Here is a 13,422-nt window from a genome sequence, read left to right on the forward strand (position 1 = left end):
GCGATGTCGAAACTCGGCAACCTCGGCGCCCGACTGCACCGCGGCGAGATCAGCTACGACTTCGTCGGCAAGCGCAAGATCTGGTACGGCGTCTCCATCCTGATCACCATCACGGCCATCGTCGGCCTGGCGGTGCGCGGCCTGAACATGGGCATCGACTTCCAGGGCGGTGCCGTCTTCACCACCTCGAAGACCAGTGTCTCGGTGTCCCAGGCGGAGACCTACGCCAAGGAGGCCTCCGGCCACGACGCGGTCGTGCAGAAGCTCGGCACGGGCGGTCTGCGCATCCAGATCGCCGGCATGGACACCGCGAAGTCGGACGCCACCAAGGCCAAGCTGGCCACGGACATGAAGGTGGACCCCGAGTCCATCAACTCCGACCTGGTCGGCCCGAGCTGGGGTGACGAGATCGCCAACAAGGCCTGGGAGGGCCTCGGCATCTTCATGGTCCTCGTGGTGATCTACCTGGCGATCGCCTTCGAGTGGCGGATGGCGCTCGCGGCCCTGGTCGCGCTGATCCACGACATCACCATCACGACCGGTATCTACGCCCTGGTCGGCTTCGAGGTCACGCCCGGCACGGTCATCGGTCTGCTGACGATCCTCGGTTACTCGCTCTACGACACGGTCGTCGTCTTCGACAGCCTCAAGGAGCAGACGAAGGACATCACCAAGCAGACCCGCTTCACCTACAGCGACATCGCCAACCACTCGATCAACGGCACCCTGGTCCGTTCGATCAACACCACGGTGGTCGCGCTGCTGCCGGTCGCGGGCCTGCTGTTCATCGGCGGCGGCTTCCTCGGCGCGGGCACGCTCAACGACATCTCGCTGTCGCTGTTCGTCGGTCTCGCCGCCGGTGCCTACTCGTCGATCTTCATCGCCACGCCGCTCGTCGCCGACCTCAAGGAGGCCGAGCCGCAGATGAAGGCCCTGAAGAAGCGCGTCCTCGCCAAGCGCGCCCAGGCCGCGGCCGAGGAGGAGATGACCGAGTCACGGGTCGGCGGCTCCGAGGACCCCGAGGACGCCGCTCCGGCCGTCGTCGGTCCGCGCAACCAGCCCGCGTCCCGCAACCGGGGCGGTCGCGGCCGCCCGTCGGGGAAGCGCCGGTGACCGACATCGAGGAACTGCTGCTCAGCCGTATCCGGGACGTCGAGGACTACCCGGAGCAGGGCGTGATGTTCAAGGACATCACCCCGCTCCTGGCGGACCCGGCCGCGTTCACCGCGCTCACCGACGCCCTCGCGGAGATCGCCGAGCGCACCGGTGCCACCAAGGTCGTCGGCCTGGAGGCCCGGGGCTTCATCCTGGGCGCCCCGGTCGCCGTCCGCGCCGGCCTCGGCTTCATCCCGGTCCGCAAGGCGGGCAAGCTCCCCGGAGCCACCCTCCGCCAGGCCTACGAGCTGGAGTACGGCTCGGCCGAGATCGAGGTGCACGCCGAGGACCTCGGCACGGACGACCGGATCCTGATCGTCGACGACGTGCTCGCCACCGGCGGCACCGCGGAGGCCGCGATCCAGCTGATCCACCGCGCCGGCGCCGAGGTCGCGGGCGTCGCGGTCCTGATGGAGCTGGGCTTCCTGGGCGGCCGCGGCCGCCTGGAGCCGGCCCTGCGGGGAGCGCCGCTGGAGGCCCTCCTCCAGGTCTGAGCGTCGTACGACCGACCAAGCGGCCGCCCCCTCGGGGGCGGCCGTTCGCGTTCCGCGGGACCCGGGACAACCCGCACGACACCCCTGTGGAATCCCACGGCAGCCTCCGGTGTTCCTCCCGTATACGGTTCTCCGTCCGGCCTGCAGGCGATGACACGGCCCAGGATCGCTACCATGGGCACTCCGGAGCCTGACCGGGGGACCCGGATCGCGCACGAGGAGCCCTCTTGCCAGACGAGGCCCAGCCACTGACAGCCGCCAAGCCCGAGCCCGCCTCGGCGCCCGCGGCCAAGCCCGCGCCGAACGTGTCGCAGACGAAGAACGACACCCGTGGGCCGGTCGAGCACGCCCAGTCCGCGCCGGTCGAGAAGTCGGCCGAGACCTCGCGCCCCAAGCCGGCCCCGCCCGAGCGCCCCGCGACCCGCCCCAACAGCGGCCAGCCCGCACGCTCCGGCTCCTCCAACCGCGTCCGCGCCCGCCTGGCCCGCCTCGGTGTGCAGCGCGCGAACCCGTACAACCCGGTCCTGGAGCCGTTGCTGCGCATAGTCCGCAGCAACGACCCCAAGATCGAGAACGCCACGCTCCGCCAGATCGAGCGCGCCTACCAGGTCGCCGAGCGCTGGCACCGCGGCCAGAAGCGCAAGAGCGGCGACCCGTACATCACGCACCCGCTCGCGGTGACCACCATCCTCGCCGAGCTGGGCATGGACCCGGCGACCCTGATGGCGGGCCTGCTGCACGACACCGTCGAGGACACCGAGTACGGCCTGGAGGACCTGCGCCGCGACTTCGGCGACGTCGTCACGCTGCTCGTCGACGGCGTGACCAAGCTGGACAAGGTCAAGTTCGGCGAGGCCGCGCAGGCCGAGACCGTGCGCAAGATGGTCGTCGCCATGGCCAAGGACCCGCGCGTCCTGGTCATCAAGCTCGCCGACCGCCTGCACAACATGCGCACCATGCGCTACCTCAAGCGCGAGAAGCAGGAGAAGAAGGCGCGCGAGACCCTGGAGATCTACGCGCCGCTCGCCCACCGCCTGGGCATGAACACCATCAAGTGGGAGCTGGAGGACCTCGCGTTCGCGATCCTCTACCCCAAGATGTACGACGAGATCGTCCGGCTGGTAGCCGAGCGGGCGCCCAAGCGGGACGAGTACCTCGCCATAGTGACCGACGAGGTCCAGACCGACCTGCGCGCCGCCCGGATCAAGGCGACCGTCACCGGCCGGCCGAAGCACTACTACAGCGTCTACCAGAAGATGATCGTCCGCGGCCGGGACTTCGCGGAGATCTACGACCTGGTGGGCATCCGCGTCCTGGTGGACACCGTCCGCGACTGCTACGCGGCCCTGGGCACCGTCCACGCGCGCTGGAACCCGGTTCCGGGGCGCTTCAAGGACTACATCGCGATGCCCAAGTTCAACATGTACCAGTCGCTGCACACGACGGTCATCGGCCCCAACGGCAAGCCGGTCGAACTCCAGATCCGTACCTTCGACATGCACCGCCGCGCCGAGTACGGCATCGCCGCGCACTGGAAGTACAAGCAGGAGGCGGTCGCCGGCGCCTCCAAGGTCCGCACCGACGTGCCCAAGTCGTCCGGCAAGGGCAAGGACGACCACCTCAACGACATGGCGTGGCTGCGGCAGTTGCTGGACTGGCAGAAGGAGACCGAGGACCCCAGCGAGTTCCTGGAGTCCCTGCGCTTCGACCTGTCCCGCAACGAGGTCTTCGTCTTCACGCCCAAGGGCGACGTCATAGCGCTCCCGGCCGGTGCCACCCCGGTCGACTTCGCGTACGCGGTCCACACCGAGGTCGGCCACCGCACGATAGGGGCGCGGGTCAACGGCCGTCTGGTGCCGCTCGAATCGACGCTGGACAACGGCGACCTGGTCGAGGTCTTCACCTCCAAGGCGGCCGGCGCCGGACCGTCCCGCGACTGGCTCGGCTTCGTCAAGTCCCCGCGCGCCCGCAACAAGATCCGCGGCTGGTTCTCCAAGGAGCGCCGGGACGAGGCGATCGAGCAGGGCAAGGACGCGATCGTCCGCGCGATGCGCAAGCAGAACCTGCCGATCCAGCGCATCCTCACCGGCGACTCGCTGGTGACGCTGGCGCACGAGATGCGCTACCCGGACATCTCCTCGCTGTACGCGGCGATCGGCGAGGGCCATGTGGCCGCGCAGAACGTCGTGCAGAAGCTGGTGCAGGCGCTCGGCGGCGAGGAGGCGGCCACCGAGGAGATCGACGAGGCGGTCCCGCCGACCCGCGGCCGCCGCAGCAAGCGGCGCAGCAGCCAGGACCCCGGTGTGGTCGTGAAGGGCGTCGACGACGTCTGGGTCAAGCTGGCCCGCTGCTGCACCCCCGTGCCCGGCGACCCGATCATCGGCTTCGTGACGCGCGGCAGCGGGGTCTCGGTGCACCGCAGCGACTGCGTCAACGTCGAGTCACTGTCCCGCGAGCCCGAGCGGATCCTCGACGTCGAGTGGGCGCCCACCCAGTCCTCGGTCTTCCTGGTCGCCATCCAGGTCGAGGCCCTGGACCGGTCCCGGCTCCTGTCGGACGTCACCCGCGTCCTGTCCGACCAGCACGTCAACATCCTCTCCGCGGCCGTCCAGACCTCCCGCGACCGGGTGGCCACCTCCCGCTTCACCTTCGAGATGGGCGACCCCAAGCACCTGGGCCACGTCCTGAAGGCCGTACGAGGTGTGGAGGGCGTGTACGACGTCTACCGGGTCACCTCGGCGCGCAACCGGTCGTAGCGGCGGACAGGCATACGACGAGAGGGGCCCCGTACGCCGTGTACGGGGCCCCTCTCGGTGCCGATGGGAAAATCAGCCGAACTAGCCGCCGAACTCCTGGAGGCCCTTCAGGGCCTGGTCCAGGAGCGCCTGGCGGCCCTCCAGCTCACGCTCCAGCTTCTCCGCCTTCGACGCGTTGCCCTGGGCGCGGGCCTGGTCGATCTGCGTCCTCAGCTTGTCGACGGCGGCCTGCAGCTGGCCGGTCAGACCCGCGGCACGCGCGCGTGCCTCCGGGTTGGTCCGGCGCCACTCGGCCTCCTCGGCCTCCTGGATCGCCCGGTCGACCGTGTGCATCCGGCCCTCGACCTTCGGACGCGCGTCGCGCGGCACATGGCCGATGGCCTCCCACCGCTCGTTGATCGAGCGGAAGGCGGACCGCGCGGACTTCAGGTCCGTGATCGGCAGGAGCTTCTCGGCCTCGGCGGCCAGCTCCTCCTTCAGCTTCAGGTTCTCCGTCTGCTCCGCGTCCCGCTCGGCGAAGGCGGACCCGCGCGCCGCGAAGAACACGTCCTGGGCACCGCGGAAGCGGTTCCACAGGTCGTCCTCGTGCTCGCGCTGGGCGCGGCCGGCGGCCTTCCACTCGGCCATCAGCTCGCGGTAGCGCGCGGCCGTCGGACCCCAGTCCGCCGAGTCGGACAGCGACTCCGCCTCGGCGACCAGCTTCTCCTTGGCCTTGCGGGCGTCCTCACGCTGGGCGTCGAGCTGCGCGAAGTGCGCCTTGCGACGCTTGGAGAACGCCGACCGGGCGTGCGAGAAGCGGTGCCACAGCTCGTCGTCCGACTTGCGGTCCAGGCGCGGCAGGCCCTTCCAGGTGTCCACCAGGGACCGCAGCCGCTCACCGGCCGCCCGCCACTGGTCGGACTGCGCCAGCTGCTCCGCCTCGACGACCAGGTCCTCCTTGGCCTGACGGGCCTCGTCGGACTGCTTGGCACGCTGCGCCTTGCGCTCCTCACGGCGCGAGTCCACGGTCTTCACCAGCTCGCCCAGCCGGGTGCGCAGCGCCTCCAGGTCACCGACCGCGTGGTGCGCCTCCACCTGCTCGCGCAGGTGGTCGATCGCGACCTGGGCGTCCTTCGCGGACAGGTCGGTGGTCTGTACTCGCTTTTCGAGGAGGCCGATCTCGACAACCAGGCCCTCGTACTTGCGCTCGAAGTAGGCCAGCGCCTCCTCGGGGGAGCCTGCCTGCCAGGAACCGACGACCTGCTCGCCGTCGGCCGTACGCACGTACACGGTCCCCGTCTCGTCGACGCGGCCCCACGGGTCGCTGCTCACAGCGCCTCCTCCACATGATGCCCGCGAGGGGCCTCAGCGCCCCCGGGCATCGTCCACAGTTTCGTCACGGCCAACATAGGCGACCGGCGGGTTGCCTGTCCGCATCCCGCGCGACCGAAATTCCGCAGTTCGTGGTCAGGATTTCGTGACCGCGGCCTTGTTGATCACGACCGTCGCGTTCGGGGCTCCGTCACCCTGTCCCGTGTTCTCACCCGCGGCGGCGATTTTCTTGAGGATCTTCAGTCCGGCGGCGTCGACGGTGCCGAACGGGGTGTAGCTGGCGGGCAACTGGCTGTCCTGGTAGACCAGGAAGAACTGGCTGCCACCGGTGTGCTTCTGGCCCGTGTTGGCCATCGCGACCGTACCCGCCGGGTAGACACCGCCCTTCAGGCTCGTGTCCTTCAGGTTCTCGTCGGGGATCGTGTACCCGGGGCCGCCGCTTCCGGTACCCGTCGGGTCGCCGCACTGCAGCACGTAGATGCCGTTGGTGGTGAGCCGGTGGCACTTGGTGTGGTCGAAGTAGCCCTTCGACGCGAGGAAGTCGAACGAGTTCACCGTGTGCGGGGCCGCCGACGTCTTCAGCGCGATGCCGATGTCGCCGCAGGTCGTCGACAGCGTCATCGTGTACTTCGCCGACGTGTCGATCGTCATCGCCGGCTCCTTCTTCCAGCTCAGCTTCGCCACCTTGCCGGCGGCGGGCTTCTCGCACGGGTCCGGCGCCTTGCTGGCACTGGGCGTGGCGCTGGGCGTCGTCTCCGAGCTGGCGTTCGTCTTGTCGTCGTTGCCCTTCAGCGCACCGGTGGTGTACAGCGTGACACCCACGATCACGACCACGCCGAGCACCGACGCGATCACCGAGTTGCGCATGCGTGTCTTGCGTCGTGCGCTGGTACGCCGCTGCTGCTGCCGCAAGAACTTCTCCCGGGCGAGCTGACGCCGCCGCTGCTCCTGGGTGACCACCGGGTTCTCTCCTCATGCGTGTCGTATGTCGACCGGTACGCGTGCGTCCTGTGCGCTGTGTGAGCCGACCACTGCGTGTAGCCCCGTACCGTATATGGGTTCGCTGAGGAAACGGCAGCGCCGGTAGGCTCTGGACCACAGCTTGTAGCCACCCGAACCGACACAACAAAGGACGATCGTGCTCATTGCCGGGTTCCCCGCCGGGGCCTGGGGGACGAACTGTTATCTCGTCGCCCCCGCCGCCGGTGCGGAGTGCGTGATCATCGACCCCGGCCACCAGGCCGCCGAAGGCGTCGAGGAAGCACTGAAGAAGCATCGGCTCAAGCCCGTCGCCGTCGTCCTCACCCACGGCCACATCGACCACGTGGCCTCGGTCGTCCCCGTCTGCGGAGCGCACGACGTACCGGCCTGGATCCACCCCGAGGACCGGTACATGATGAGCGACCCCGAGAAGGCGCTCGGCCGGTCCATCGGCATGCCGCTGATGGGCGAGCTGACGGTGGGGGAGCCGGACGACGTCTTCGAACTGACCGACGGCGCGAAGCTGGAGCTGGCCGGACTCGAACTCTCCGTCGCGCACGCGCCGGGCCATACCAGGGGGTCGGTGACCTTCCAGATGCCGGAGACGGCCGACATCCCGTCGGTCTTCTTCTCGGGCGATCTGCTCTTCGCCGGCTCCATCGGACGCACGGACCTGCCGGGCGGCTCCATGGACGACATGCTGGCCTCGCTGGCCCGTGTCTGCCTGCCGCTCGACGACTCCACCGTGGTGCTGTCCGGCCACGGCCCCCAGACGACCATCGGTCAGGAGCGCGCCACCAACGCCTACTTGCGGCAGGTGGCCGCCGGCCAGGGAGCGCAAGCCGGCGCTCCCCGACGAGGAATGTGACGAGAACTTCCGTGAGCACCTTTCAGGCCCCCAAGGGCACGTACGACCTGATCCCGCCGGAGAGCGCCAAGTACCTGGCCGTCCGCGAGGCGATCGCCGCGCCGCTGCGCAACTCCGGCTACGGCTACATCGAGACCCCGGGCTTCGAGAACGTCGAACTCTTCGCGCGCGGTGTCGGCGAGTCCACCGACATCGTCACCAAGGAGATGTACGCGTTCGAGACCAAGGGCGGCGACAAGCTGGCCCTGCGTCCCGAAGGCACGGCCTCCGTCCTGCGCGCCGCCCTGGAGGCGAACCTCCACAAGTCCGGCAACCTTCCCGTCAAGCTGTGGTACTCCGGCTCGTACTACCGCTACGAGCGCCCGCAGAAGGGCCGTTACCGCCACTTCTCGCAGGTCGGTGCCGAGGCGATCGGTGCCGAGGACCCGGCCCTGGACGCCGAGCTGATCATCCTGGCCGACCAGGCGTACCGCTCGCTGGGGCTGCGCGACTTCCGCATCCTGCTGAACAGCCTGGGCGACAAGGAGTGCCGCCCGGTGTACCGCGCGGCGCTCCAGGACTTCCTGCGCGGCCTGGACCTGGACGAGGACACCCTCCGCCGTGCGGAGATCAACCCGCTCCGCATCCTGGACGACAAGCGTGAGTCGGTCCAGAAGCAGCTCGGCGACGCCCCCCTCCTTCGGGACTACCTCTGCGACGCCTGCAAGGCGTACCACGAGGAGGTCCGCGAGCTGATCACGGCGGCGGGCGTGGCCTTCGAGGACGACCCGAAGCTGGTCCGCGGCCTGGACTACTACACCCGCACGACCTTCGAGTTCGTCCACGACGGCCTGGGTTCCCAGTCCGCGGTCGGCGGCGGCGGCCGCTACGACGGCCTCTCCGAGATGATCGGCGGCCCCGCGCTGCCGTCCGTCGGCTGGGCCCTGGGCGTCGACCGCACGGTGCTGGCGCTGGAGGCCGAGGGCGTCGAACTCGACATCCCGTCCACCACCAGCGTCTTCGCCGTACCGCTCGGCGAGGAGGCGCGGCGCGTGCTCTTCGCGAAGGTCACGGAGCTGCGCCGGATGGGCATCGCGGCAGACTTCTCCTACGGTGCCAAGGGCCTCAAGGGCGCCATGAAGAACGCCAACCGCAGTGGCGCCCGCTACACGATCGTCGCCGGCGAGCGGGACCTCGCCGAGGGCGTCGTCCAGCTGAAGGACATGGAGTCCGGCGAGCAGTCGGCGGTGGGCGTGAACGAGATCGTGGCGGAGCTGGAGTCGAGGCTCGGCTAGCGGGACCGGGTTGCCGGCGCCCCTGCCACCGTGCCGGTCAACTCGCCGAAGAACCGGCGAAGTTGGCCGGCACGGTAAACGCTTGGCGATGTCTCCGAACGGGTGTGCGTGGCATTCCTACGCTGCGGGCATGAAAATCTTCCGGTCGCGCGACCGCGTGGACACCCGGCCCCCGGTGGGCTCTCCCCTGCATCTGGCGAACACCCTCTTCCGCGAAGGGCAGTACGCGGCGGCGGAGGCCGAGGCACGGACGGTGGCCGCGCGCCATGTCCGTTACGCGCCGCCGGCGCTGAGCCTCGTCGCCGCGGCGCTGGGCGCCCAGGGCCGTCATGGCGAGGCCCTCGCCGAGTACGACGCGCTGCTGCCCGTCTTCGGCAGGGAGTACGGCGCCGAACATTGGCTGACGCTGCAACTGCGCTCGAACCGCGCCCAGACGCTGATCACGCTCGGCCGGCACGTCGAGAGCGAGGTGGAGTGTGCCGCCGTCGCCCGGGCCGCGAGCCGCGGCACCGGACCGGCGATGCAGGTCCTGGCGGGGGCCGCCCGCAACGGACAGATCTATGCCGTCAACGCGCAGGGGCGCCACGAGGAGGCCGAGGCGCTCGCCCGCGACGCCCTGGCCGCCCCTGACTCGCCCAACCGGCTCACCCTGGTCCTGCGGCTCGGTCTGGCACGCAGCCTCAACGGCCAGGCCCGCCACGACGAGGCCTTCACGGAGGCGCAGCACGCCGAGGAACTGCACCGGAGTCTCTCCGCGGACCAGCGCCGCCCGGAGGCCGGTGCCGTCGAACTGGCCATGGCCACCGCCCTCGTGGGGCTGGGCCGCGGCGCCGAGGCCCGCCCGCTGGTCGTGGTCGCCCGCGACGCCTGCGTGGCCGCCTTCGGGCCGGACCACTACCGCGTCGCCGAGGCCCGGGCCCTGCTCGACCGCATCGACGGCGCCTGACCGGACACGGCGGTCGTCGTGTGCGAGCAGGCGGACCAGGGTCCCGGAACTGACGACGGGCCGGCCGGGTCGGAAGCCGGTCGTCGGCTCGTCCAGCAGCAGGAGCTCCGGGGCACCGATCACGCTGGGTGCGTCGTCGAGGCGGCGCCGCCGGCCGCCCGAGAGGGACTTGATCCGGCTGTACGCCTTGGCCTCCAGACCGACCAGGGCGATCACCTGCTCCGGGTCGCGCGGCCTCGGGCAGTTGTGCGCGAAGTGCCGTACCGCCTCGCGGACCGTCAACCCGGCGGGCGCCGATTCGTCCTGCCGGACGATTCCCGGTCGGGACCCCCACGCACGCGTGCGCGACGCCGGGCTCGCGCCCAGGACCGACACCCCGCCCGCGTCCCGACTCCGGTTCCCCTGGACGATCTCCACCGGCGTGCTCCTGCCCGTCCGTCGGGCCCGAGCGTCCACCCCGAGTTCGTATCCGTGTGCTGTCATGGCCCGAGCCCGGCCGGAACCGAGCCTTCCGGGACGACCGTGCGCACTTCCTTATCTCCACCGAACGGTGGAGAGGGTGCCTCGTGCGGCACAATGGCCCCTGACCCGAAGAAGTTCCAACTCTCAAACAGACGGAATCGGCGTGATGAGCAAGACGACAGTCAAGGACGTCTCCACCGAGCCCGAGCCCGAGCACGCCTCCGCGGCACCGCGCACGGAGGGCGGCAGTCTCGCCTTCGCGCTGCTGCTGATCATCACGGGTGCCGCCGGCCTGCTGGCCGCGTGGGTCATCACGATCGACAAGTTCAAGCTGCTGGAAGCCAAGGTCGAGGGCAAGACGTTCACCCCCGGGTGCAGCCTCAACCCGGTGGTCTCCTGCGGCAGCGTCATGGAGTCCAAGCAGGCCGCCGCCTTCGGCTTCCCGAACCCGATGCTCGGCCTGGTCTGCTACGGCATCGTCATCTGCGTCGGCATGAGCCTGCTGGGCCGCGCCCGCTTCCCGCGCTGGTACTGGCTGACCTTCAACTTCGGCACGCTCTTCGGCGTGGGCTTCTGCACCTGGCTGCAGTTCCAGTCCCTGTACCGGATCAACGCGCTCTGCCTGTGGTGCTCGCTGGCCTGGGTCGCCACGATCACCATGTTCTGGTACGTGACCTCCTTCAACATCCGCAAGGGTTTCCTGCCGACGCCGAACTGGCTGAAGTCGTTCTTCGGCGAGTTCACCTGGGTGCTGCCGGTCCTGCACATCGGCATCATCGGCATGCTGATCCTGACCCGCTGGTGGGACTTCTGGACCAGCTGACGACCGGGGCCGCCGACGGCCCGGGCCGGATTGTCAGTGCCGTGACTTAGGGTTTCAGCGTGGAACCCGACCTGTTCACCGCCGCCGCAGAAGAACGCCAGGAGAAGGACCCGACCGGGAGCCCCCTGGCGGTGCGGATGCGCCCGCGCACCCTCGACGAGGTGGTGGGCCAGCAGCACCTGCTGAAGCCGGGATCCCCGCTGCGCAGACTGGTCGGCGCGGGTTCCGGCGGCCCGGCCGGACCGTCGTCCGTGATCCTCTGGGGTCCGCCCGGCACCGGCAAGACCACCCTCGCGTACGTCGTCTCCAAGGCGACCGACAAGCGGTTCGTGGAGCTCTCCGCGATCACCGCCGGCGTCAAGGAGGTCCGCGCGGTCATCGACGGCGCCCGCCGCGCCACCGGGGGCTACGGCAAGGAGACCGTCCTCTTCCTGGACGAGATCCACCGCTTCAGCAAGGCCCAGCAGGACTCCCTGCTCCCGGCCGTCGAGAACCGCTGGGTCACCCTGATCGCCGCGACCACCGAGAACCCGTACTTCTCGGTGATCTCCCCCCTCCTCTCCCGCTCCCTGCTCCTCACCCTCGAACCGCTCACCGACGACGACGTCCGGGGCCTGCTGCGCCGGGCCCTCACCGACGAGCGGGGCCTCAAGGAGGCCGTCGCCCTCCCCGAGGACACCGAGGAGCACCTGCTGCGCATCGCAGGCGGCGACGCCCGCCGCGCCCTGACCGCCCTGGAGGCCGCCGCCGGGGCCGCCCTCGACAAGGGCGAGACGGAGATCGGCCTGGGGACCCTGGAGGAGGTCGTCGACCGGGCCGCGGTGAAGTACGACCGGGACGGCGACCAGCACTACGACGTCGCCAGCGCCCTGATCAAGTCCATCAGGGGCTCCGACGTCGACGCGGCCCTCCACTACCTGGCCCGCATGATCGAGGCCGGCGAGGACCCCCGCTTCATCGCCCGCCGCCTGATGATCTCCGCGAGCGAGGACATCGGCCTCGCCGACCCGAACGCCCTGCCCATAGCCGTGGCCGCCGCCCAGGCCGTCGCCATGATCGGCTTCCCCGAGGCCGCCCTCACCCTCAGCCACGCCACCATCGCCCTCGCCCTGGCCCCCAAGTCCAACTCCGCGACCACCGCGATCGGCGCCGCCCTGGAGGACGTCCGCAAGGGCCTGGCCGGCCAGGTGCCCCCGCACCTGCGCGACGGGCACTACAAGGGCGCCGCCAAGCTCGGGCACGCGCAGGGGTACGTCTACCCGCACGACCTGCCCGAGGGCATCGCCGAGCAGCAGTACGCCCCGGACACCGTCCGGGACCGCGAGTACTACACCCCGACCCGGCACGGCTCCGAGGCGCGATATGCCGACGCCGTCGAGTGGACCAGGAAGCACCTCGGTCGCAGGCGGTCCTGAGCAGCCTGTAGACTTCGCCGAAGCGCCGAGTCCCGCGCAGTCAGAGCGGGACAGTCGGCCGGAACCCCCGTCAGGGGGATCCAGGAGCGTCGCGCACCGTCGATCGGTGTCGCGGGCAGCCCACCACCATCCGTCGGGTCAAAGACGACGGAACCGGTCGGTGGGCCACTCGCGTGCTGCACGTATGTGCCCAGACCAGGGGAGCGGCTGCCCACCAGACCCGGCAACGGCTCCGGAGGGTTTCCCCGGCTGCGGATTGCGACCTCCCTCAACCCTGACAAGCCGAATAGTCAGAAGGAAGAAAGAGACAGTGGCGAACCAGTCCCGCCCCAAGGTCAAGAAGTCGCGTGCCCTCGGCATCGCGCTGACCCCGAAGGCCGTCAAGTACTTCGAGGCCCGCCCCTACCCGCCGGGTGAGCACGGCCGCGGCCGCAAGCAGAACTCGGACTACAAGGTCCGTCTGCTGGAGAAGCAGCGTCTGCGCGCGCAGTACGACGTGTCCGAGCGCCAGCTCGTCCGCGCCTACGAGCGTGCCTCCAAGGTGCAGGGCAAGACCGGTGAGGCTCTGATCATCGAGCTGGAGCGCCGCCTCGACGCGCTGGTCCTGCGTTCGGGCATCGCCCGCACGATCTACCAGGCCCGCCAGATGGTCGTCCACGGCCACATCCAGGTCAACGGCCAGAAGACCGACAAGCCGTCCTTCCGGGTCCGCCCGGACGACGTCGTGCAGGTCCGCGACCGTTCCAAGGACAAGACGCTCTTCCAGGTCGCCCGCGAGGGCGGCTTCGCCCCCGACGGCGAGACCCCCCGCTACCTTCAGGTGAACCTCAAGGCCCTGGCGTTCCGCCTGGACCGCGAGCCGAACCGCAAGGAAGTTCCGGTCATCTGCGACGAGCAGCTCGTCGTCGAGTACTACGCCCGCTGATCACCGGCCGGG

Annotated in this window: 11 protein-coding genes and 1 pseudogene; 9 read left to right on the top strand and 3 right to left on the bottom strand. The window is 70.0% G+C overall.

What is annotated here, in order from left to right:
• Window positions 1–3 precede the first annotated feature (3 nt).
• The 3 genes from secF to ABT137_RS08450 all read left to right on the top strand — a co-directional run bounded on the left by secF (window position 4) and on the right by ABT137_RS08450 (window position 4,405).
• Complete coding sequence (secF, locus tag ABT137_RS08440; RefSeq protein ID WP_351704455.1) at window positions 4–1,113, top strand: protein translocase subunit SecF; 1,110 nt, start codon at window positions 4–6, stop codon at window positions 1,111–1,113.
• Window positions 1,110–1,649 carry an adenine phosphoribosyltransferase gene (locus tag ABT137_RS08445; RefSeq protein ID WP_351704458.1) on the top strand — a complete coding sequence of 180 codons (540 nt, stop codon included), beginning with the start codon at window positions 1,110–1,112 and terminating at the stop codon, window positions 1,647–1,649. Before secF ends, ABT137_RS08445 begins: the two co-directional genes overlap by 4 nt.
• Before the next feature lie 227 nt (window positions 1,650–1,876).
• Complete coding sequence (locus tag ABT137_RS08450; RefSeq protein ID WP_351704461.1) at window positions 1,877–4,405, top strand: RelA/SpoT family protein; 2,529 nt, start codon at window positions 1,877–1,879, stop codon at window positions 4,403–4,405.
• Window positions 4,406–4,486: 81 nt separating this feature from the next.
• Here ABT137_RS08450 and ABT137_RS08455 read toward each other — a convergent pair whose 3' ends face one another.
• Window positions 4,487–5,716, bottom strand: coding sequence for a DUF349 domain-containing protein (locus tag ABT137_RS08455; protein WP_351704464.1), 1,230 nt, complete (start codon window positions 5,714–5,716; stop codon window positions 4,487–4,489).
• A gap of 135 nt (window positions 5,717–5,851) precedes the next feature.
• Entirely contained in the window at window positions 5,852–6,676 is an 825-nt protein-coding gene (locus ABT137_RS08460) for a peptidylprolyl isomerase (protein ID WP_351704467.1), read from the bottom strand.
• A 178-nt stretch (window positions 6,677–6,854) separates the two neighbouring features.
• Here ABT137_RS08460 and ABT137_RS08465 point away from each other — a divergent pair, with 178 nt between their 5' ends.
• The 3 genes from ABT137_RS08465 (at window position 6,855) to ABT137_RS08475 (ending at window position 9,785) form a co-directional block, all read left to right on the top strand.
• On the top strand, window positions 6,855–7,565 hold the full coding sequence (locus tag ABT137_RS08465; RefSeq protein ID WP_351704470.1) for an MBL fold metallo-hydrolase: 711 nt from the start codon (window positions 6,855–6,857) through the stop codon (window positions 7,563–7,565).
• Window positions 7,566–7,576: 11 nt separating this feature from the next.
• Window positions 7,577–8,839 carry a histidine--tRNA ligase gene (gene hisS, locus ABT137_RS08470; RefSeq protein WP_351704473.1) on the top strand — a complete coding sequence of 421 codons (1,263 nt, stop codon included), beginning with the start codon at window positions 7,577–7,579 and terminating at the stop codon, window positions 8,837–8,839.
• A gap of 130 nt (window positions 8,840–8,969) precedes the next feature.
• On the top strand, window positions 8,970–9,785 hold the full coding sequence (locus ABT137_RS08475; RefSeq protein WP_351704476.1) for a tetratricopeptide repeat-containing protein: 816 nt from the start codon (window positions 8,970–8,972) through the stop codon (window positions 9,783–9,785).
• 138 nt (window positions 9,786–9,923) lie between these two features.
• Here the strand turns inward: ABT137_RS08475 and ABT137_RS08480 are convergent.
• Window positions 9,924–10,268 (bottom strand): annotated as a pseudogene (locus tag ABT137_RS08480) (ATP-binding cassette domain-containing protein); the annotation flags it as partial.
• A 145-nt stretch (window positions 10,269–10,413) separates the two neighbouring features.
• Here ABT137_RS08480 and ABT137_RS08485 point away from each other — a divergent pair.
• The 3 genes from ABT137_RS08485 to rpsD all read left to right on the top strand — a co-directional run bounded on the left by ABT137_RS08485 (window position 10,414) and on the right by rpsD (window position 13,410).
• Window positions 10,414–11,070, top strand: coding sequence for a vitamin K epoxide reductase family protein (locus tag ABT137_RS08485; protein WP_351704479.1), 657 nt, complete (start codon window positions 10,414–10,416; stop codon window positions 11,068–11,070).
• A gap of 59 nt (window positions 11,071–11,129) precedes the next feature.
• Window positions 11,130–12,485 carry a replication-associated recombination protein A gene (locus tag ABT137_RS08490; protein ID WP_351704482.1) on the top strand — a complete coding sequence of 452 codons (1,356 nt, stop codon included), beginning with the start codon at window positions 11,130–11,132 and terminating at the stop codon, window positions 12,483–12,485.
• Between the two features lie 310 nt (window positions 12,486–12,795).
• Window positions 12,796–13,410 (top strand): 30S ribosomal protein S4, encoded by a 615-nt coding sequence (rpsD, locus tag ABT137_RS08495; protein WP_351704484.1) that lies wholly within the window; start codon window positions 12,796–12,798, stop codon window positions 13,408–13,410.
• Window positions 13,411–13,422 lie beyond the last annotated feature (12 nt).

Origin of the sequence: Streptomyces sp. NPDC001980, assembly GCF_040296885.1 — a bacterium.
Classification (GTDB): Bacteria; Actinomycetota; Actinomycetes; order Streptomycetales; family Streptomycetaceae; genus Streptomyces.

Excerpts from the sequence above, each read along its gene's own strand:
- secF (WP_351704455.1), top strand. The coding sequence starts at position 4 with ATGTCGAAACTCGGCAACCTCGGCGCCCGACTGCACCGCGGCGAGATC.
- ABT137_RS08475 (WP_351704476.1), top strand. The coding sequence starts at position 8,970 with ATGAAAATCTTCCGGTCGCGCGACCGCGTGGACACCCGGCCCCCGGTG.
- ABT137_RS08485 (WP_351704479.1), top strand. The coding sequence starts at position 10,414 with ATGAGCAAGACGACAGTCAAGGACGTCTCCACCGAGCCCGAGCCCGAG.